The organism is Lancefieldella sp., from assembly GCF_057237245.1.
In genome coordinates this window covers 38,963-59,607 of sequence record NZ_DBHHJM010000001.1, presented here as the reverse complement: position 1 = coordinate 59,607, position 20,645 = coordinate 38,963, and the positions used below count along the sequence as shown (strand labels likewise).

16 protein-coding genes are annotated in these 20,645 nt (G+C 46.9%); 13 read left to right on the top strand and 3 right to left on the bottom strand.

What is annotated here, in order from left to right; translation table 11 throughout:
- Positions 1-217 precede the first annotated feature (217 nt).
- From ACO5GU_RS00240 to ACO5GU_RS00220, 5 genes are all read left to right on the top strand, one after another.
- Positions 218-1,864, top strand: coding sequence for an ABC transporter substrate-binding protein (locus ACO5GU_RS00240; RefSeq protein ID WP_484816501.1), 1,647 nt, complete (start codon positions 218-220; stop codon positions 1,862-1,864).
- Positions 1,865-1,948: 84 nt separating this feature from the next.
- Positions 1,949-2,884, top strand: a complete 936-nt coding sequence (locus tag ACO5GU_RS00235) for an ABC transporter permease (RefSeq protein ID WP_035432265.1) — start codon at positions 1,949-1,951, stop codon at positions 2,882-2,884.
- Positions 2,884-3,840, top strand: coding sequence for an ABC transporter permease (locus ACO5GU_RS00230; RefSeq protein WP_035432262.1), 957 nt, complete (start codon positions 2,884-2,886; stop codon positions 3,838-3,840). Before ACO5GU_RS00235 ends, ACO5GU_RS00230 begins: the two co-directional genes overlap by 1 nt.
- Before the next feature lie 16 nt (positions 3,841-3,856).
- Positions 3,857-5,023 carry an ABC transporter ATP-binding protein gene (locus ACO5GU_RS00225; RefSeq protein ID WP_484929475.1) on the top strand — a complete coding sequence of 389 codons (1,167 nt, stop codon included), beginning with the start codon at positions 3,857-3,859 and terminating at the stop codon, positions 5,021-5,023.
- A gap of 2 nt (positions 5,024-5,025) precedes the next feature.
- The gene (locus tag ACO5GU_RS00220; RefSeq protein WP_484927054.1) at positions 5,026-6,138 is read left to right on the top strand and encodes an ABC transporter ATP-binding protein; all 1,113 of its coding nucleotides are present in this window, start codon (positions 5,026-5,028) and stop codon (positions 6,136-6,138) included.
- Positions 6,139-6,233: 95 nt separating this feature from the next.
- On the opposite strand, the gene ACO5GU_RS00215 is transcribed toward ACO5GU_RS00220, so the two are convergent.
- Positions 6,234-7,838, bottom strand: a complete 1,605-nt coding sequence (locus ACO5GU_RS00215; RefSeq protein ID WP_484872106.1) for an ABC transporter substrate-binding protein — start codon at positions 7,836-7,838, stop codon at positions 6,234-6,236.
- Positions 7,839-8,073: 235 nt separating this feature from the next.
- Here ACO5GU_RS00215 and ACO5GU_RS00210 point away from each other — a divergent pair, with 235 nt between their 5' ends.
- The 7 genes from ACO5GU_RS00210 to coaE all read left to right on the top strand — a co-directional run bounded on the left by ACO5GU_RS00210 (position 8,074) and on the right by coaE (position 14,449).
- Positions 8,074-8,868: a gamma-glutamyl-gamma-aminobutyrate hydrolase family protein gene (locus ACO5GU_RS00210; RefSeq protein WP_484929472.1), complete on the top strand. Its 795-nt coding sequence runs from the start codon at positions 8,074-8,076 to the stop codon at positions 8,866-8,868.
- Between the two features lie 61 nt (positions 8,869-8,929).
- The gene (gene pepT, locus ACO5GU_RS00205; RefSeq protein ID WP_484929470.1) at positions 8,930-10,180 is read left to right on the top strand and encodes a peptidase T; all 1,251 of its coding nucleotides are present in this window, start codon (positions 8,930-8,932) and stop codon (positions 10,178-10,180) included.
- A 9-nt stretch (positions 10,181-10,189) separates the two neighbouring features.
- Entirely contained in the window at positions 10,190-11,251 is a 1,062-nt protein-coding gene (locus ACO5GU_RS00200) for a M20/M25/M40 family metallo-hydrolase (RefSeq protein ID WP_484801870.1), read from the top strand.
- Between the two features lie 133 nt (positions 11,252-11,384).
- Complete coding sequence (locus ACO5GU_RS00195; RefSeq protein WP_484929468.1) at positions 11,385-12,401, top strand: ABC transporter substrate-binding protein; 1,017 nt, start codon at positions 11,385-11,387, stop codon at positions 12,399-12,401.
- A complete protein-coding gene (locus ACO5GU_RS00190) occupies positions 12,391-13,200 on the top strand; it encodes an ABC transporter permease (protein ID WP_484809362.1) in 810 nt (269 codons plus the stop codon). The genes ACO5GU_RS00195 and ACO5GU_RS00190 overlap by 11 nt, the downstream gene beginning before the upstream one ends.
- A complete protein-coding gene (locus ACO5GU_RS00185) occupies positions 13,197-13,826 on the top strand; it encodes an ATP-binding cassette domain-containing protein (protein WP_484909324.1) in 630 nt (209 codons plus the stop codon). Before ACO5GU_RS00190 ends, ACO5GU_RS00185 begins: the two co-directional genes overlap by 4 nt.
- A gap of 11 nt (positions 13,827-13,837) precedes the next feature.
- Complete coding sequence (coaE, locus tag ACO5GU_RS00180) at positions 13,838-14,449, top strand: dephospho-CoA kinase (RefSeq protein ID WP_484845113.1); 612 nt, start codon at positions 13,838-13,840, stop codon at positions 14,447-14,449.
- Between the two features lie 26 nt (positions 14,450-14,475).
- Here coaE and ACO5GU_RS00175 read toward each other — a convergent pair whose 3' ends face one another.
- A complete protein-coding gene (locus ACO5GU_RS00175) occupies positions 14,476-16,560 on the bottom strand; it encodes a hypothetical protein (protein WP_484929465.1) in 2,085 nt (694 codons plus the stop codon).
- Between the two features lie 176 nt (positions 16,561-16,736).
- On the opposite strand from ACO5GU_RS00175, the gene uvrB reads away from it, so the two are divergent.
- Complete coding sequence (uvrB, locus tag ACO5GU_RS00170) at positions 16,737-18,977, top strand: excinuclease ABC subunit UvrB (RefSeq protein WP_484929463.1); 2,241 nt, start codon at positions 16,737-16,739, stop codon at positions 18,975-18,977.
- Here uvrB and ACO5GU_RS00165 read toward each other — a convergent pair.
- Positions 18,974-20,644: an NAD(P)/FAD-dependent oxidoreductase gene (locus ACO5GU_RS00165; protein WP_484929461.1), complete on the bottom strand. Its 1,671-nt coding sequence runs from the start codon at positions 20,642-20,644 to the stop codon at positions 18,974-18,976. The two genes, uvrB and ACO5GU_RS00165, sit on opposite strands and share 4 nt — an antisense overlap.
- Between the last annotated feature and the right edge of the window lies 1 nt (position 20,645).

The window sequence follows — 20,645 nt, the reverse complement described above, 5'->3', positions numbered from 1 at the left end:
AATGCTTAGTCAATATTTATCTTTGTATATAGGTAAATCCTATATGATTTGACAAAAAGTGCAGGTAAATAGATTTTGCTGTTATCGTCGCAATTTAATGTTTCATGTCTATTTCATCCTAGGTATATATAGGTAAATGCTGATAATTGTTATGTATAGTTATCTAACCCCAGCAGGGTTGTCTTATAAATCGTTTTAATAAGAAAGAAGGGTTAACATGCTGGAGAACTCACTAAGCCGTCGTAATTTTTTGAAGGCATCAGGTATGGTAGCGGCTGGTGGTGGCGCATCTATGATGTTGGCTGGCTGCAATCCTTCCTCCACTGATACTCCTCAGGCTTCTGATAAGAAGAAGATTCTTCGCTACGGCTCCGCAAATTCTAAGCAGGGCCTTGATATGCAGCGTGCAAACAACTCACAGTCCGCATGTGTTGCAGACTCTGTTTGCGAGTCTTTGCTTCGTTGGACTGAGGATAACGAGCTTGTTACCTGCCTGCTTAAAGAGATTCCAACTTTTGAGTCTGATGGTGTCACCCTTAAGTGCGAGCTCAAAGAGGGTGTTAAGTTCCACGATGGTACTACTCTGACCGCAAAGGACGTTAAGTACACCTTTGAGCGTATGTTTAAGCCAGAGACCAAGGCTCTCTCCACCAGCTTCTTTGACAAGATCAAGGGCGCTCCAGAGATGCTTGCTGGTAAGGCTACTGAGCTTGAGGGTCTGACTGTTCAGGACGACACTCACTTTACCTTTACGCTTTCTGAGCCTTACATTGTCTTTGTAAGCGTTCTTGGTATTTCTTATGCTTGCATCTTCCCAGAGAAGGCTTGTGAGGCTGCTGGTGCTGATTGGGGTACCGGTACTAACCTCATTGGTACTGGTAAGTACAAGATTAAGAGCAACGATGACACTACTGAGGTAGTTCTTGAGCGCTTTGATGACTACCATGATGGCAAGCCTGCCCTGGATGAGATTCGTATTCACTACTACGATGACTCCAACACTCAGCTGCTTGCATTCAAGAACAACGATATTGACTTCTGCGATCTTCCATCTTCTCTATATCAGCAGTATTCAGGCGATGCTGACGTCAAGGATCTTATCACTGCATATCAGACCCTTGGTGTTAACTTCATCAACCTTAACCTCAAAGAGGGCTTTGAGCTTACCGATCCTAAGGTTCGTCAGGCACTCTCCTTGGCAATTAACCGCCAGGAGCTTGTTGACAACATTGCTTCCGGTAACGGTACTGTTGCAAGCGGTTGGCTTGCACCAGCAACCCCTGGTTACGACAAGAGCGCACCTGCTTTTGCGTACGATCCAGAGAAGGCTAAGTCTCTTCTCTCTGAGGCTGGTGTTTCTGGTCTTAAGCTTTCTGCAAAGGTTAGAAAGTCTTACGAGAAACTCCTTGTTGCTGTCCAGGAGTACTGGAGCAAGATTGGCGTTACCCTTGATGTCCAGGTAGAGGACAACGCAGTTTGGAACACTGACTGGGCTGCTGGTAACCTTCAGATTACTACCCTTGGTTGGTATCCACTGTTTGCTGATGGCGATCAGCACCTCTACACCTACTTCTACAGCACCAACGCTGCAAAGAAGTCTTCCTTCTACAACAACCCAGAGTTTGACAAGCTTCTTGTTGAGGGTCGCTCTGAGTCTAACAAGGACAAGAGAACAGAGGATTACAAGGACGCAGATAACCTGCTCACACGTACAGACTTTGCAACACTTCCTCTGTACTGGCCAAAGAACTCCTTTGTCGCTAAGAAGTACGTCAAGAACGCTAAGGTTGGAAACTTGATCTATCACTTCTTTGATATTGATATTGATACATCAAATTCCGATTACACCGTTCCAGAGGACTAAGTAGCAAACTTGCTATAAACTTTAAAGCGGCATCTAAGATTCTTGGATGCCGCTTCATTTTCTTGAGGGGAGAGGAGCTCAGGAGTGAGATCGTTTCTAATCAAACGAATCCTTCAAGCAGTGAGCGTTGTAGTTTGCATTTCTGCTTTAACGTTTTTTGTCTTGAACATTGTCCCAGGTGACCCAGTACGAGTCATGATGGGCGATATGGCTGATGAAGCTACGGTTCAGCAGGTCCGTCATACCATGGGTCTTGATAAGCCAATCCCAGAGCAGTATGCAAACTGGTTTGTAAAAATGCTTGGTGGAGATTTTGGAACTTCTTACACTCAGAAGCGACCTGTCATTGCACTTCTGACCAAGGCCTTAGTTGTTACGCTGCGCTTGGCGGTGTTTGCATATCTCTTTGCCGTAGTGCTTGGCCTTTTGATGGGTATTCTCGCCGCGGTAAACCATGGCAAATGGCTTGATAGAACACTTATGTCAGCTGCAATCTTTGGTATTTCTGCTCCATCATTTTGGGTGGCATTAGTACTGCAGATTATTTTTGCTTTGACGCTCAAGTGGTTCCCACTCTCTGGCGTTAAAACTCCTTCCGCCTATGTTCTTCCTGTTATTGCGCTGGGCTCTCGCTACGCAGCAAGTATTGCCCGCGTTACCAGGACCAGTATGCTGGATGTATTAAACCAGGACTACATCAGAACTGCTGAAGCTAAGGGCTTAAAGCGCTCCGCTATTGTTTTGAAGCACGCGCTCAGAAATGCTCTTATCCCAATCATTACCATTGCTGGATCTCAGCTGGGAGACATTCTTACTGGTTCCATCATCATTGAGCAGATCTTCAACATGAACGGTATGGGTAAGCTGCTTATCGACGCAATTAATGCTCGTGACCTGCCGCTGATCCAGGGTAGTGTCATGTATGTGGCAATTATCTGCGTTGTGATTTATTTGCTTGTTGATATCTTGTACGCGGTAGTTGATCCACGCATTCGTCTTGGAGAGGAGGCATCAGAGTAATGGCTTTGTTTACAAGTGATAAAAATAGCGAGAAGGTCCAAAAGACCGAAGCTGTGCTTGAAGATGCCACCAAGGCTCAAGAAGCAGAACAGGCTGCCACGGGAAAAGTTCGTGCGCAGAGCTATTGGCAGGTTAGCTGGAACATCTTTAAGAAAAATAAACTGGGCATGATTTGCTTGGGCATTGTTTTGGCTTTGGTGATTATTGCAATTCTTGCTCCTGTTCTTGCTCCATATGGCTACAAAGATCAAAACCTTTCAATTCAGAATCAGAATCCAACATTTGCGCACCTACTTGGTACTGATGAGTACGGTCGAGACATTCTTTCTCGTATTATTTACGGCTGCCAGATTTCTCTTTCTGTTGGTATTATTTCGCAGGCAATTGCCCTGTTTATCGGCTTTGTAGCAGGAGTTGCAGCAGGATATTACGGTCGCTGGGTGGATGCAGTTGTATCTTTTATCATCCAGGTTTTCTCCAGCTTCCCATTCTTGCTCTTTGCAATTTTGATTATGTTTGTTATGGGTCCAGGTCTCATTAACCTCTATATTGCATTGGGTCTTTTGATGTGGACTACCACCGCAAGGCTGATTCGTGGCGATGTCATGCGCCTGAAGAATTCTGAATACATTCAGTCTTGTATTCTGTCTGGCGGTAATAGCTTCCGCATCATCATGAAACATCTCTTGCCTAACTGTATGTCAACGCTGATTGTTGTTTCTACCTTGGGCATTCCAAGCGCAATTCTTTCGGAGGCAACACTTTCGTTCTTGGGATTGGGCGTTCAGCCACCTGAGGCAAGTTGGGGCCAAATGATTGCAGCATCTCAGCCATACCTTGCATCACAGCCTCTCTACAGTATTGCCCCAGGTATTGTCATCATCATTACAGTTATGTCCTTTAACTTGCTCGGCGACGCCCTTCGCGACGCCCTTGATCCAAAGATGCGTTCTTAGAAAGGAGGTTACGTTTATGGCAGAAAAAACAGATGCTCTTGCACAAGAGAGTGATCAGACAAAAGAAACCAAAGATGCGTCATGTGAGCACGTCATTGAGGGTCCAAATGGACAGTCTGTGCAATTTTGCAGCCTTGAGGAGCGCAAACTTGCACAAGAGACCGCTCAAAAGGAGCGAGAAGAGCAGTGCAAGAAAAACGTTCTTCTCGACGTCAATCATCTTGATGTCACGCTCTTTACCGAAGATGGCGCACTTCCTGCAGTAAGTGACCTCTCGTTTATCATGCGAAAAGGCGAGACTCTTGCGGTAGTAGGCGAGTCTGGCTGCGGTAAGTCCATGACGGCTCTGTCAGTTATGGGACTGCTTCCTACACCGCCTGCACAAATTACTGGCGGAGAAATTATTTTTGAGGGAACTGATTTAACGCAGCTTCCTCGTGGTGGCATGCGTGACTTCCGCGGTAATCGCATCGGAATGATCTTCCAGGAGCCCATGACCTCCTTGAATCCTGTCATGAAGTCTGGTCTTCAGATTCGTGAGGGCATCCTTGTTCATAATCCCAACATGAGCAAACAGGAGGCAGATCAGAAGGCCCTTGATATGATCAAGCTGGTGGGTATTCCTGCACCAGAGAAGGTCTTCTCGTCATATCCACATGAGCTTTCTGGTGGTATGCGCCAGCGTGTCATGATTGCTATGGCACTTGCCTGCCAGCCATCACTGCTTATCTGCGACGAGCCAACAACCGCTCTTGACGTAACGGTTCAGGCACAGATTCTGCAGATTATCGATCGCATGAAGCAAGATTTGGGCACCGCTGTCATGTTGATTACACACGACATGGGCGTTGTTTCCGAGATGGCTGACTGGGTTCTTGTCATGTACGCTGGTCATCGCGTTGAGTATGCGCAGTCTGCAGAACTCTTTACTAATCCTCTGCACCCCTATGCTCAGGGCTTGATTGCGTCCATTCCATCGTTTGACGAGCGCACCAAGGAACTCTATGCAATTCCTGGTAGCGTTCCTATGCTTTCGCATATGCCTTCTGGTTGCCCATTCCATCCACGTTGTCCGTTTGCTAAGGACATTTGTAAGAATCGTCGTCCTAGCTTGACTGCTGTTGGTGAAGACAATTGCCATACTGTCAGCTGTTGGAAATACACTGATGAGTGGGGTGAGTAGTCATGGCAGAAGAGAAGAACACAGACGTCAAGGACCTTTCTGGCGAGAAAACCATCTTGTCCGTAAAGAACTTGGTTAAGCGATTCCCCATTAAAAACGGTGTTTTTGGTCGTTCAAACGCTTCAGTTCATGCTGTTGAGGATGTTTCGTTTGACCTTAGGCGCAAAGAGACTCTGGCTATTGTTGGCGAGTCTGGCTGCGGAAAGTCTACAACCGGCAAGTGCGTGCTGCGCCTCACCGAGCCAACCTCTGGTACGGTTGAGCTTGATGGGGAAGACTTCACCTCACTTAAGGGAGAAGACCTCAAGCGTGCGCGTCAGAAGATGAAGCTTATTTTCCAGGATCCTTACAGCTCACTGAACCCTCGTATGACCGTTATGGATATCATTGGCGAGCCTATTGATATCGCGGGTACGTACAAGACAAAGGCAGAGCGTGACGCTCGTATTGAAGAGGTTATGGAGGAAGTTGGCCTTAACCTTGAGTTCAAGTACCGCTATCCTCATGAGTTCTCGGGCGGTCAGCGCCAGCGTATTGGTATTGCGCGCGCTATTGTTCTTGAGCCAGAGATTGTTGTCTGCGACGAGCCTGTTTCTGCACTGGACGTTTCTGTTCAGGCCAAGGTAATCAACCTGCTTGAAGAGCTGCAGAAAGATCATGGTCTGGCCTATATCTTTATCAGCCATGACCTTTCCGTTGTTCGCCACATTGCAGATACTGTTATGGTCATGTACCTGGGTCACCAGATGGAGTTTGCTACTAAAGATGCCCTCTTTGAGCGTCCTCTGCACCCTTATACTCAGGCACTTCTTGACGTTATTCCTCGTATTCGTCACGAGCGCATCCAGGAGAAGCGTATTCTTCAAGGCGATGTTCCAAGTCCTGCAAACCCACCTTCGGGTTGTGTATTCCACACGCGCTGCCCTAAGGCTATGAAAGTTTGCTCCGAGCGTATTCCTGAGCGTATCGAGGCTGAGCCAGGTCACTTCTGCGCCTGCCACTTATATGACGCGTCGCTCTCTGATTCTGACCGCACACCTCAGGTTGCACATGCTATTGAGGCGGCTCAGAAGGCCGTAGAAGAAGCGCGCCTTGAGGAGAAGATTTCCGAGTAGTGCATTTTGTTGTCGTGTCTTAAAACGGCTTACAAACACAAAAGGGCGAGAAGACCAATCGATCTTCTCGCCCTTGTTTTGTATGAAGGAAACGCTTACTTCTTCTTAACCTTATCGAAGTGAGGGTTAACCAAAACGGTGAGGCCGGTAAACTCTGGCTTCAAGACGTAAGGCATCTGAGGCCAGTCGATAGGCAGGCAAGCATAGTCTGTGTGAGTCATAAGACTGTCTGCCTGGCGAGTAAGCTCCAGGACCTTGTCGTTGTCGTTAACGGTTGAACGAGCCTGATCAACCAGGCTGTCAAACTCGGTGCTGTTGTAGAAGGAAGACTTCTTTGCAGCGCGGTCAGAGCGGAAGTAAGAGCCCATGTGCTCAACACCCTGGAAGGAGAGGGTAGACCATGTGACGAGGGTAACCTCAAGTTCTCCGTTGGTACGTGCGTCGCTCCAAACGCCAGAGTCAATAACACTTACGTTACAGGTAACGCCAATCTTGGACCAAGCATCCTGAAGGGCAACCATGAGGTTCTGGTCCTGGCTTCTGACTTGTGCATTAAGAGTGAGGTTAGAAACACCTGCCTGTGCAAGAAGCTGCTTTGCCTTGTCTACGTTGTACTCAAACTCTGGAGCGGACTCATTGTAGCCAGTCTCAGAAGATGGGATAAACGACTTAGCAGGTTTGGCAACACCAGAAAGAATGGTGCTGCAAATGGTATCTCTGTCAATTGCCATAGAGAGCGCCTGACGAACGCGAACATCTTTGAGATTCTCGCTCTTAAGGTTCAAGTTTACAAACTGCGTGGATGCAGGCGTGTAGTTGACAATCTCTTTGGAGATAGACTCATCATTTTGGTACTGCTGGATAAGAGACTGAGAAATAAAGACCAGGTCAACATCGTTGTTCTTGTAGTTAAGAATACGGGTGTTAGCATCATCAATGTAGACAAATCTGAGCTCATCCAGGCCAGGCTTACCCTCATGGTAGTCAGCAAATCCCTCAAGAACAACTTCTGTTGTGCTGTCATTAGAGACAAGCTTGAAAGCACCAGTACCAATAAAGTTGGTCTCAGTGCCCCATGCCTCACCAGCCTCTTTACAGGCCTTCTCTGGGTAGATAACTGCATAGAACTGAGCCATGATTGCGTTGAAGGTTGAATAAGGCTGTGTCAGTTTGATGTCAAAGTGACGGTCGTCCTTAATAACAATGCCAGAAAGCTCTTCAGTTTTACCAGCAATAATGTCTTTAGCGCCCTCAATGTAAGCATAGGAATCAATTGAGGTTGCCTTGGTAGCAGGCAAGAACATGCGCGTGAAGGTGTACTTAACGTCAGACGCCTTAAGGGTTTCTCCATTGTGGAATTTGATGCCATCCTTAAGCTCATATGAGTAGGTAAGACCATCATCAGAGACAGTTGGAAGGCCAGTTACCAGGTTTGGCTCAATTTCTTTTGTGTCTGGATTAAGTACCAGCAAAGACTCTGCAACTGCCTCAGATACACCAACAGAACCAGAAGTCTTCTGAGTATCAAAGGTTACCTTTGGGTTGTTTACACCAAAGCGCAACACCTTTTTCTCTGCGTCTCCGCCACCTGAACCGCCACAAGCAGAAAGTAGTGAAGCAGAACCGGCGGCAACGGCAGCCGCCAAAGATCCACGTAAAAATGATTTACGGGAAAGGTTATTAAATACGTGCTCTTTCATAGGGCGCCTTCCGTTTGCATCTTCGAAATACGAAGCTTTAAATGTAAAGAACTGGCTTCTTAATACCCAAATTAATTGTACGCAATACAGAAAAATGTTTCATTAATGAAAAAACATTGTGGAGGAGGGCTTGCTAGAGTGGCACGAAAAGCGCAAAAGCGATAAAGTCAAAGACTCAATAAGGGTCAACCTTTACTGTTATGTTGTTTGAAGAACTGAGTGTTAAGAGGATTTTGTGGTTATTCCAGATATTGTCAAAGATGCATTTAGTGATGTTCCCAAGCTTCCTGCTTCTGAGCACCCTCTTATCTGTGTGACTCCTCGCTGGATGCCTGAAGAAAATTTTTCTGATTCTGCTTCTGTAGCACAAATTCAGCTTGACGCCATTCTTGCAGCTGGCGGCATTCCAATCATGATGCCTCTCACAGAAGACCCAGAGGTTATTGCTCAGTTTGTTGAGATGTGTGACGGCTTCTGCCTTACGGGAGGTCACGATGTTGATCCTCGTAATTGGGGAGAAGAACCACGCGACCTTAATCGTTTGTGTCCTATACGAGATGCGCTTGAGTTTGAGCTGGTAAAGCAGGTACTTGCTGCAGATAAACCTCTACTTGCTATTTGCCGTGGCCTTCAGCTTTTAAATGTTGTGCTGGGCGGTACGCTTGTACAAGATCTGCATACCATGGAGCCAGCAGAAAATCATGCATTCTGGACTCACTCAGCAAATCTGTATCATCCAGCTCATGCTGTTCATGTTCAGAAAGACTCTTTGCTGTATAACGCCTTGGGCAAGGTAGAGGACATTCAGGCAAATTCATACCACGATGAGGCGCTCCGAAAGGTGTCTTCAGAACTCAAGGTAGTTGCCTATGCCTCAGATGGCATTATTGAAGGCGCTGAGGTCAAGGGGAAGACTTTTGCCTTAGGTGTGCAGTGGCATCCGGAATATGGATGGAATTACAGCAAGGCTGATTGCGAACTTTGGAAATCCTTTGTTACAGCTTCGCAAGCCTCGCGGTCTTCTCGTTAATAAATTGATACTCTAAACTGCGTTGACTATATGGTTAGCGCAGTTTTTTAAGGGAGTTTTTATGAGTGACGTGCTAGATAGATTTATTGCGTATTGCAAGGTTTCTTCTCAGTCTAATCCGTTGACCGCAGATAAGGTTCCTTCAACTGATTCTCAGTACCAGATGGCTGAAGTTGTTGCAGCTGATCTTCGTGAGCTTGGTGCAGAAAATGTAACCGTTGACGAGCACGCTTATGTGGTTGCTCACTGGCCAGCAAGCAAGGGTCTGGAGGACCTTCCAACTCTTGGTTTCTGCTGCCACATTGATACGGCTTGGCAGTCTTGGGGCAATCCCGTTCACCCTCAGGTAGTCATATATGAGGGCGGCAAGCTGGTAGTTGGTTCTGATCGTGAGGGTAGAGAGGTCTACATTAGCCCAGAGACTAATCCTCAGCTAGAGCACATGGTTGGCTGGCAGCTTGTTACCACTGACGGCACATCGCTGCTTGGTGGCGATGACAAGGCAGGCATTGCCATGCTGGTCAGCTTGCTTGCTCGCTACAAGGAGCATCCAGAGCTTAAGCACCCACGTATTGCGCTTGCGTTTGTTCCTGATGAGGAGATTGGCCACGGCGCTGCTCTTCTGGACCTTGATGCCTTTGGCGCAGCTTATGGCTACACCATTGACGGTGGCCCCTTTGGTGAGTTCTGCTACGAGACGTTCAATGCTGCTGAGGTGTTTGTGCGCGCTCACGGACTTTCCGTTCACACAGGTACCGCAAAAGGCCAGATGATCAATGCATCTGAGGCAATCATGCGCTTCCACGAGCTGCTTCCACCTGCGGAGCGCCCTGAGTTTACTGAGGGCTATGATGGCTTCTTCTATCTGGAGCGCGTCAATGGTGATTGCGAGTCTGCTCGCGCTGATTACATTATTCGTGACCATGACCAGGCAAAGGTTGAGCGCCGCAAGCAGTTGATGGTTGATGCTGCAGCATATGTAAACAAGCAGATTGGCTCTGAGGTACTCTCCGTTGAGATTCACGATCAGTATCACAACTTGGCTGATATTGTCCTCAAGCCCGAGTATGCACACTTAATTGAGAACGCTCGTACTGCATACGAGAAGGTCGGCGTAGAGATGACCTGCATTCCAATGCGCGGCGGCACCGACGGATCCCAACTTTCCTTTAGAGGATTCCCATGCGCTAATCTTTCTGCCTGCTACTACAATGCTCACGGTGTCAGAGAGTTTGTTCCTGTCCCAGAACTTGAGAGCATGGTTGACATGCTGGAGCACCTGGTAGAACTCTACACCCATCCACAAAACTAGGAGATTTTCATGACTCATTTTGAGACTGATACACAGTATCTGATTGACACTACAAAGAAACTTGTTGAGTGCGATAGTCCTGTTGGCTACTATGAGCGCATTCACGAGCTGCTTCGTGAGCTTGTCGCTGAGGCAGGCTATGAGCTTCAAATTGACAATAAGGCTACTGCATACGTCCTGGTAGAAGGCAAGGATACCAGCAAGACTGTTGGCGTTAATGCCCACCTTGATACCATTGGTCTAATTGTCCGAGGCTTCAACTCAGACGGTACGCTGCGCGTTCGTCAGCTGGGTGGCATCAACTACCACAGCATTGAGGGCGAGACCTGCCACGTTGTCTGTAGAGACGGCTCCGTTGTTGACGGCCAGGTAATCTGCAACCACCACTCCGTTCACGTCTTTGAAGACGCTAGAACCATGGAGCGCACCGAGGACAACATGTCCATCTCGCTTATCGCTGACGTTTCTTCTGCAGAGGAAGCTCGTGCGCTGGGCGTCTCTGAGGGCGCGGTTGTTGCTATTGACCCACACTTTGAGATGTATGACAACGGCTATATGGTTTCTCGCTTTATCGACGATAAGGCTTGTGTTGCAGCGCAGCTTCATACGCTCCGTTGGCTTGCACAGTCTGGCGAGAAACCCCTCTATAACACCTTGTTTGCATTCCCCATGTACGAGGAGATTGGTCACGGCGGCGCATTCTTGCCTGTTGAGGTAGATGAGTACGTATCGCTGGACATTACCCTCATTGGTCCAGACTACAATTCAAATGAACACCACGTAGGCATCATTGTTTCTGATATTCGTTCGCCTTACGATTGGGAAGTTTCCAACAAGCTTATTGCCTGCGCGCAGGAGGTTGTTGAGCCAGAAAAGTGGAATCAGCAGGTTGCCTTCCACTTCTCAACTGACGCAAACGCTGCGTACTTCTCTGGTAATGATCTGAAGAGTGGCGCATTTGGTCCAGCATGCCTCAACACTCACGGTCGCGAGCGTTGCCACATTGATGCAATCATCGGCACCGAGAATCTGTGCCGCGCGTACGTCCTTGGATATGGCGAGAAGAACTAGTTCTTCTCGCCATGGGTACAGCTTGCTCTTATGGATGTATCAAAGAGTTTGCAAGATATGCTGTATATCGTATGAATTTTGCTATAGACGTGATAAGGTAGCCGTAGTTAACTTTTCGAGTCAGGAGTGATTCATGGATAGACGTTCGTTCCTTAAGCTTGCAGGTCTTATTCCAGCTACAGCACTGTTTGGCTGCAAGGGAACAGACCAAGAGAAGTCTCAGGATGCCACAAAAGAAGAGGCTAAGAAATCTGATCCTGTTGCGGTAAAAGTTGCAACGCTCAAAGGACCTACTGCTATGGGCTTGGTTAAGTTCATGAGCGAGGTTGAGGCGCAAAACATTACCGATAACAACTACTCGTTTGAGATTTTGGATGCCCCTGATCAGGTAGTTGCTAAGGTTGCTCAGGGCGATGTAGACGTTGCTTCTATTCCTGCAAACCTTGCAGCTACGCTGTTCAATAAGACTAAGGGCGCCTATAAGGTAGCTTGCCTCAACGTGCTGAATGTTCTCTACATTGTTGAGACAGGTAGCACTATTTCTAAGCTTGCTGACCTCAAGGGAAAGACGCTCTACGCTTCCGGTAAGGGTGCTGTCCCAGAGTACACGCTGTCTTACCTACTCAGTAAAAACGGCATGACATTTGGCGAGGATGTCCAGGTAGAGTGGAAGAGCGAGCATACCGAGTGCGTTGCTGCTCTTGCGCAAGATCCAGAGGGAATTGCGCTGCTTCCACAGCCTTTTGTAACAGTGGCGCAAACTAAGAACAACCAGATTCGCGTTGCCATTGACCTTGGTGCTGAGTGGGAGGCAGTCAATCCTCAGAGCAAGCTGATTGCTGGCGTGACCATTATTTCTTCAAAGCTGATTTCTGATTCTCCAGATGCTGTGACCGCTTTGCTTTCTCACTACAAAGACTCTGTTGCATTTGCGGTTGACCATCCAGACGATGCGGCCACACTTGTGGGCAAATACGGTATTGTTCCAGAGCCTATCGCTAAGGTTGCGCTGCCTAAGTGTAATATTACGTATATTGATGCCGCAGATATGAAGAGTGCGCTTTCAAGTTACTTAGGCATTCTGGCTGAAGCAAATCCTCAGTCAGTAGGCGGACAGGTTCCTGGAGACGATTTCTACTTTGGCGCATAATCCGCACATAAACGATAGTATTTCTGACCGAGGCAATGCCACAACAGGTGCTGCCTCGGCAGTTCGTTTAGGAGCTCTGGCGTTTTGGCTTGCCGTATGGCAGGTTGCTGCAGTTGTCATCAACCAAGATATTGTTTTAACTTCACCTGTTCAGACCATCCAGACGCTTTTCTCGCTAGCTCAATTACGCGAATTTTGGGTTTCTATTGGTCTTTCTCTTTTACGTATTTTTGCTGGTGGAGCGCTTGCTTTTACCGTCGGCTCCTTGCTGGCGTTTTTGAGTTTTAAGTACAAGCTGATTAAGATTCTTTTTGAGCCGCTGATTTCTACGATTAAATCAATTCCCGTGGCCTCGTTTGTCATCTTGCTGCTTATCTGGGTTCGCACGCCCTACCTCTCAATTTCAATTTCATTTTTGATGGCGCTTCCCATCATCTACATTGCGGTACTTGAGGGTCTTCTTAGCACTGATCAGCAGCTTATTGAGATGGCCGATGTGTACCAGATTCACGGATGGCAACGCATTAAGGCAATTTATTTGTCGCAACTTATGCCTTCGCTTAAGACAGCAACCTCACTTGCTATGGGCTTTTGCTGGAAATCGGGAATTGCTGCCGAGGTCATTGGCCTTCCCACATTCTCTATTGGCGAGCACCTCTACAACGCTAAGGTGTACCTGGATACACCAGCCCTTTTTGCATGGACGCTTGTGGTTATTGTGATGAGCGCACTTGGTGAGAAAATCGTGATGCGGTTAGTTTCATGGGTAGCCGCAAGGTTAGAAAAGAGCTGCTCATGAGTATGAATACAACAAATTACGCGCACACATCTGGGCATTTGCTTGAGGTAAAAAACATCACTAAATCGTTTGGCAATACAGTTGTCCTTAATGACTTTTCCTACAAGTTTGGCAGGGGAGTATACGTACTCTCTGATCCCTCTGGAGCAGGTAAAACAACACTTCTTCGTATCCTTTGCGGCCTTGAAGCAGCTGACTCAGGCACAGTAAGTAAATCTCCTCAGGCTAAAACAGTCATGATGTTTCAAGAGGATAGGCTGCTAGAAAACTTGAGCGTCAGGGCAAATATCATGCTTGCCATAAAAGCGCACTCACAGAAGCAAAAACAAAATGCACGTGAGCGTATTCAAGAGGCGCTTTGTGCAGTTGGGCTTGAAGGAACAGAAAACAAGCCTGTCTCAGAGCTTTCTGGTGGACAAAAGAGACGTGTTGCACTTTTGCGCACACTCTTTGCTGATGCAGATATCTTACTCTTTGATGAACCGCTCAAGGGATTAGATGAAGCACTTAAGCAGCAGGTTATTGCCTTTGTTAAACCGTTCGTTGAATCAAAAGTTGTAATTTGGGTAACTCACACTCCTGAAGAAGTAAAACTGCTAGGCTCTTATACGGCACTGCAGTTATAGGAGTGAGCTACATGTACAAGGTAATTCTCGCCGGCGGAATGGCGTCTGGCAAATCAACTGTTTCTAAAATGTTTGAAGCGGCAGGTGGTCTGCGCTTTGACCTTGATGAGGTTTCTCGAAAGCTTTTACGCCCTGGATGCGAATGTACGTATCGCGTGGCAGAGGCTTTTGGAAACGATTTGCTAGATCCTGTTACTCACGAGATTAATAGGCGAGAGCTTGGCCGTAGAGCTTTTGCTACCAGTGAATCAGCTGAGCTCTTAGAAGATCTAGAAATGCCTTTTATCAGGGAATATATGCGTCAATTCCTGACAAAAGAGGCTCCTTGTGCAGATGCTCAGTTCTGCTTTGTAGAGGTTCCGTTACTCGATCGCGTTGAAGACTTGCTTGAGCTAGTCGATGAGGTTGTCGTTGTTGTAGCACCATTAGAGCTCAGAGCAGAGCGCGCTGAACAGCGAGGATCTTCTCGCCAGGAGTTTGAGCAGCGTATAGCTCATCAGCCTTCCGATACGTATTTGCGTAATCAGGCGGATACGGTATTTGTGAACTCTGAGGGACTAGACGACCTTAAAGCACAGGTAGAGCTTTGGCTAAACGCTCGGTTCAACCAAAGCTCTGAGTAATAGGGCATAGCTTTTGAGCGCGGCCTTTAGAAGGGTGTTCTCAATGAACTCTCTACCTTGGCAGCTGCATCATCAAAGGTAATCTCTAGGCAGTTCTTGAGCATGTTTTGACCAACACAATAAATGCCATCGTTTACACAAGCGCTGCCAATAGCAACTGCCTTGTTAAACACAGCTTTCTGGTCAAAGACAGGAACACCATTTTGCTTAAGGAACGAGAAAACCTCTTGAGGAGTATCTAGTTTCTTAACAGAAGAGTCTGCCTTGAGAAGGTCTTCAAGCTCTTCTTTTGCAGGTTGAGCAACACTACCGCCGATGATCATAGCCATTTGATAGCAAGCTGCACAAAGATCAGAGCGTCCCAGCTTCCACTCCATATAGGCTAGGCGATAGTACACTAGCGCAACATCTGATGCGGAGAAAAGGTGCTCGATAAGGTCTTTGAGCAGCTTTGCAGCTTCAAAGACTTTTGACTGGTCTTCTAATGTTCTTACCAATAGCAGCGTTGCATCAACGCCCAAAGGAGAAATTCTGTGGGCCTCTTGTGCATAACGCTCTGCTTTTTCTGGCTGCTCAAGCAGGTTGTAGGCGCGAGCCATTCTTGCTAAAGACATAAAATAGGTGTCTGGAATAAGCACCAGTTTTCTTGGCTCATTGGGGAATGCAAGGTTATAAGCTACGCGCTCTGAGAGGGAATCAAAATATCTGTAGATAGAATCAGAGTCATCCAGATACAGACCCATATCAAGGGTTGGTGAAACCTGAGACTCAAGCTCTGCAAGCACCTTTTCTAGAGCGTCTGCATCTGGCTCTCCATCCATAATGTTATTTATGGATTGAAGCGTTTTTTGCAAAGGCGAACCAAAGAGGAATTTCTCGGCCATAGACCTTCTGTCCGAGAAATCAATAGTGCCCTCAACAAGGCCATGGATGACTCTATCAAAGCCTTCAATGGCGTAAATATCAGAAGTTGAAGCTTTTGCTTCCTCAAATTTACCAACTGCATCTGCGGTAGAGGCATCTTTTGGGATGTTGTTGAGAGTGGTGTTCCAAAGCCTAATGCGATGAGATGCCTCAGAATAGCCAAGGTCACTCACCTTTTGTGCTCCACAAACAGCAGTAACTGCTGGCGAGCAGGGGCGATCAGAAAGGTCTGGCATTTCAAAGAAGCTACGAGGAGACACCCACTCGTCTGTTGGCTTCATAAAAGGCTCAACCTCGCTAAACCAACCTTCAGAGTCAAAAGAAACTCTGAGCGCCGGATCTTGTGGGAAGCTGTTGCCGTCAATTTGAGTGTTTGCTGCAGTAGGCAGCAGGCGAGCAAGAGCATCCTCGTTTAGGTCCATGGATAAGACAATGCGTTCTTCTCCGCGCAAGCTGCCGTTGATACAGACGCGAGAGATTTTGCAGCTTTGAAGTGCCATACGAGCTACGCAAAGAGAAGTGCGCAGCGCGTAAGCGCGCGCCGCTGCAATTTGCTCTGCCTTTTCTGCAGATAAGAAACTAAAGCAGCGAGGACGAGCTACAAAGAACTCGAATACCAAAATATCAAGTTGTGGATTGTAAGAGAAGTTGTATACCATCCTAAAAGGGAAAGGCGTGTTCTCAACATAGTTGGCAAACCAGAGACGCTTCATCCAGTCTGAGCTACCATCAGCGTTACCGCTAAAAGGAGCAACTTGCTCAGAAAGAGAAGCTGACTTGGGCATGAGACTTGCTACCTGCGAGAGGGTGGTGCGAACAAGCTGAAGATCTGTCTCAGAAGCATGTGTATTCTTTAGGGCTTCAACATCTTGTGAAATGTTGAGGATTGCTTCAGTTGCAATAAATGCGTCGTACTCTTCTGGAGCACACTCCATTGTGTTGGCGTTGAACCACCAGCGACCCGTTCTGTCTAGCTTATGAACATCGCCCTTGGGCAGATTGGTATTCTCGAGATTCTTAGAGCGCATCAGCATCTCTTGAAGACCAGCCTCTGCAATCTGATTGTTTGCAACAAGGTCTTTAAGAGCGGCAATGACATTATTTGAGCGCAGCAAAATATTCTCTAGGGTAGAACCCTGAGGTTGCTTTGAAGCTTTATTTAGCGAGAAAAGATCTGAGACGCCCAAGGTATCTCCTTTATCTGATGTAACTTGTTTATTTAAATGCTAGTTTAACGCATATAGGTAATGTATTTATTACCCGTCACACTTTGAAACTATACTGCAATTTATAAATAGTATAGAACAAGTGTTTCAGTTTTGAGAAGTGGGGTATACTACTTTCACAAGAAAAGGAGAATCTCATGGATGCATCTCATGCTGAAGATCAACATAAAGAATATATAGGTGCTGAACTGCGCCGATTTGGTCGTGAAGCAGGAGAAGAGAAGCTTCAGGTAGTATCTCCTTTTGAACCTGCAGGTGACCAGCCACAGGCAATAGAAAAGCTTGCCCAAGGAATTGAAGACGGGCTCAGGTACCAGACGCTTTTAGGTGTTACGGGTTCGGGTAAGACCTTCTCTATGGCTAAAACTATCGAGAAGCTCAACCGCCCCACGCTTATTATGGAGCCAAATAAAACACTGGCTGCTCAGGTTGCTTCAGAGATGAAAGAGCTCTTTCCTAACAACGCTGTTGTGTATTTTGTCTCGTACTATGACTACTACCAGCCAGAAGCATATGTTCCGCAATCAGATACGTACATAGAAAAAGATGCTTCCATTAATGAAGAGGTGGAGAAGCTCCGTCACCAGGCAACTTCGTCGCTTTTGTCTAGGCGTGATGTCATTGTTGTGGCATCTGTATCGTGTATTTACGGTATTGGCAGTCCTCAAGACTATGCAGGTCTTGCTCCTAATATAGACAAATCTGTTCCTCTTGAGCGTGATGATTTTATTAAAGATCTTATTGATGTTCAGTACGATAGAAATGATTATGATCTGCAGCGCGGTATGTTTAGGGTGCGTGGAGACGTTGTTGATGTGTTCCCGCCATATGCAGAAAACCCGCTGCGTATTGAGTTCTTTGGCGATGAAGTAGAAAGCATTTCAGAGGTTAGTAATGTAACGGGAGAAGTGCTTAGAGAGTTTGATGCTATTCCAATTTGGCCAGCATCTCACTATGTTACTGAGCGTCCAAAGATTACCCACGCACTTACAACCATTTCTGAAGAGTTGGAAGCTCGTGTTAAAGAGCTTAAAGAAAACGATAAATTACTAGAAGCTCAGCGTCTTGCTCAGAGAACAAACTATGACTTAGAGATGCTTGAGACCATGGGTTATTGCAATGGCATTGAGAACTATTCGCGCCATTTGGATGGTCGTGCTCCAGGTGAGCCTCCTTATACGCTCATTGATTATTTCCCTAAAGATATGATTTGCATTATCGATGAGTCACACGTTACGGTTCCTCAGATTAGAGGTATGTATGAGGGTGATAGATCTCGTAAGGTTACGCTGGTAGACCACGGATTTAGACTTCCTTCTGCACTTGATAACAGGCCTCTCAGATTTGATGAGTTTGAAGGACGCATCCCGCAGTTCATTTACGTTTCCGCAACTCCTGGAGACTATGAAGAGACGGTTGCTCAGCAACAGGTTGAGCAGATTATTCGCCCAACAGGCCTCCTAGATCCAAAGATTGACGTTAGACCGGTAAGGGGTCAGATTGATGACCTTATCTCAGAGGTCAAAGAGCGTGTGGCAAAAAAAGAGCGCGTTCTTGTTACCACGCTTACTAAAAGAATGGCAGAAGATCTTACAGATCACCTGTTAGATGAGGGCATTAAAGTCAACTACATGCACTCAGATACAGCTACGCTTGACCGTGTAGAAATCATTAGAGATTTGCGTCAGGGAAAAATTGACGTGCTTGTTGGAATTAACCTTTTGCGAGAAGGACTTGATATTCCAGAGGTTTCTCTCGTAGCTATTCTTGACGCAGATAAAGAGGGCTTTTTAAGAAACAGAAGGTCTCTTATTCAGACTATGGGTAGAGCAGCAAGAAACGCTTCTGGCCAGGTCATTATGTACGCCGATAAAATCACAGATTCCATGCGTATTGCCATTGATGAGACAAGAAGGCGGCGAGAACTTCAAGAAGCGTTTAACAAAGAGCACGGTATTGTACCTAAAACTGTTAAGAAATCTATTACAGATATTGCAGGTTTTATTGCCGAGGCATCAGAGAACATTGATAAACGCAAGCGCAAAAATGGAGAGTTCTACACCGCCTCAGATGATGAAGACTCTTTAGAAGAGCAGCAAGAATCAATTCTTGAAATGCCTGCAGAGTTGCTTGCTGAAGAGCTACAAAATCTTCCTCGTACAGAGGTTGAAGCAATGCTTTCTGGTATGGAAGCAGAGATGGCAGAGGCATCTGCATCTATGGATTATGAGCATGCAGCAGAACTCAGAGATCAGATTGTTGCCATTAGAAGCCAGCTTGAAGGCACTACCTCAGATGATGTTATCAAGAGGCTTAAAACTGGTGCGAGAAAGGGCAGCGCCCACGCAACTCGTAGGCGTTACAGAGGCAAACATTAAGCCCTGTTGTAGTGCTCAACTATAAGCTCGGCCATCCTAATGCCATCAGCTGCGGCGCTCATAATGCCACCTGCGTAGCCAGCGCCTTCTCCTACAGGCCATACACCTGGAGTGTTAACGCTTTGCCCTGTTTCATCGCGGGTAATCCTTACAGGAGAGCTTGATCTTGTTTCAACGCCTGTAAGAACAGCATCGGGGTGAGCAAAGCCATGAAGCTTTTTATCCATGATCGGAAGGGCTTCTCGCAAGGTTTGTAAGACGTAGGATGGAAGACAGTCTTCAAGTGAGGTCCAGGTAACACCACGTGGGTAGGTTGGTTTTACCGAACGCGGTCCAGTAGAAGCTTTCTTGTGAAGGAAGTCACCAACCAGCTGAGCAGGAGCAACATAAGAGCCGCCGCCCGCTTTAAAGGTCGCTTGTTCGCAGCTGCGTTGTAGTTCGATTCCAGCAAGTACGTCATCTCCTGGAAGATCGTCTGGATAGACGTTAGCCAAGAGACCAGAGTTAGCGTTTTGCCCTGCGCGATCAGACAGACTCATGCCATTTGTGACTACGCCGCCCTTCTCGCTAGCTGCAGAAACAACATAGCCACCAGGACACATACAGAACGAGAAGGCACTTCTACCAGAGGGAAGGTGAACAGAAAGCTTGTAGGGTGCCGCTCCTAGTACAGAATTGGTCGCTTCAGGACCATAGAGTGATTTGTTGATTTGAGACTGAAGGTGCTCAATTCGCACGCCCATGGCAAAGGTTTTTCTCTCCATGGAGATTCCCTTGTCTTTGAGCATGACATATGTGTCTCTACTTGAGTGTCCAGTTGCAAGAATCACCGTGCGAGTCTGTATGGTTTCAGTTTGAACTGAACCGTCTGGAGTGGTTCTTTCAACCTGAATTGCAGAAAGAGAGCCATCTGAGGTTCGCTCTAGGGAGGTGAGCTTTGTCCTAAACGCAACAGTTCCGCCAGCGTCTTCGATCATTTTGACAATGTTGGTCACAACGGTGGGAAGAACATCACTTCCTACGTGGGGTTTTGCGTCCCACAAAATATTTTTCTGTGCGCCCGCCTTAACAAAAGTTTCAAGAATAAAGCGATGAGAAGCACTCTTTGTTCCCGTGTTTAGTTTTCCATCAGAAAACGTGCCGGCACCACCAAGGCCAAACTGGATGTTGCTCTCAAGATCTAGCTGACCAGTTTGGTTGTGATGCTCCACTGCAGCAGTTCTTCTCGTTGCGTCATCTCCACGTTCGATGAGCAGGGGATTAAGGCCAGCTTTGGCAAGCGTCAGTGCACAAAACAGGCCTGCACATCCAGCTCCTACAACAACGGGACGGTTCTCTGAAGGAGCAGGTTGCGTTGCTTTGGGGAGCACAAAAGTATTTGGCTCTGCAAGCTTGATATGCTTTGCTGCAGGCCTACCTTGAATCTTGCTCAGAAGTTTTTGTTCCGCTGTAGACCCACCTTTAAGGTTTACGTGATAGGTGAGGATAAGAACAATATCGTTGCTTTTACGTGCATCAATTGAGCGTTTATGCAGCTCATATGAGGTAATCTCATCTGCAGAAACTCGGAGGGTACGTAGAAGCGCGTCAAAACCCACCTTTGATTCTTTAGCAGGATGCTTACGAAGAGGCGCAACATGAACTTTAATGTTTGATACTTCCAGCATG

What these genes read in the sequence shown, in the direction of transcription:
- ACO5GU_RS00230 (WP_035432262.1), top strand. Translation starts at nt 2,884, where the DNA reads ATGGCTTTGTTTACAAGTGATAAAAATAGCGAGAAGGTCCAAAAGACC.
- ACO5GU_RS00195 (WP_484929468.1), top strand. Translation starts at nt 11,385, where the DNA reads ATGGATAGACGTTCGTTCCTTAAGCTTGCAGGTCTTATTCCAGCTACA.
- ACO5GU_RS00215 (WP_484872106.1), bottom strand. Translation starts at nt 7,838, where the DNA reads ATGAAAGAGCACGTATTTAATAACCTTTCCCGTAAATCATTTTTACGT.
- coaE (WP_484845113.1), top strand. Translation starts at nt 13,838, where the DNA reads ATGTACAAGGTAATTCTCGCCGGCGGAATGGCGTCTGGCAAATCAACT.
- ACO5GU_RS00220 (WP_484927054.1), top strand. Translation starts at nt 5,026, where the DNA reads ATGGCAGAAGAGAAGAACACAGACGTCAAGGACCTTTCTGGCGAGAAA.
- ACO5GU_RS00200 (WP_484801870.1), top strand. Translation starts at nt 10,190, where the DNA reads ATGACTCATTTTGAGACTGATACACAGTATCTGATTGACACTACAAAG.
- ACO5GU_RS00240 (WP_484816501.1), top strand. Translation starts at nt 218, where the DNA reads ATGCTGGAGAACTCACTAAGCCGTCGTAATTTTTTGAAGGCATCAGGT.
- ACO5GU_RS00185 (WP_484909324.1), top strand. Translation starts at nt 13,197, where the DNA reads ATGAGTATGAATACAACAAATTACGCGCACACATCTGGGCATTTGCTT.
- ACO5GU_RS00165 (WP_484929461.1), bottom strand. Translation starts at nt 20,644, where the DNA reads ATGCTGGAAGTATCAAACATTAAAGTTCATGTTGCGCCTCTTCGTAAG.
- pepT (WP_484929470.1), top strand. Translation starts at nt 8,930, where the DNA reads ATGAGTGACGTGCTAGATAGATTTATTGCGTATTGCAAGGTTTCTTCT.
- ACO5GU_RS00225 (WP_484929475.1), top strand. Translation starts at nt 3,857, where the DNA reads ATGGCAGAAAAAACAGATGCTCTTGCACAAGAGAGTGATCAGACAAAA.
- uvrB (WP_484929463.1), top strand. Translation starts at nt 16,737, where the DNA reads ATGGATGCATCTCATGCTGAAGATCAACATAAAGAATATATAGGTGCT.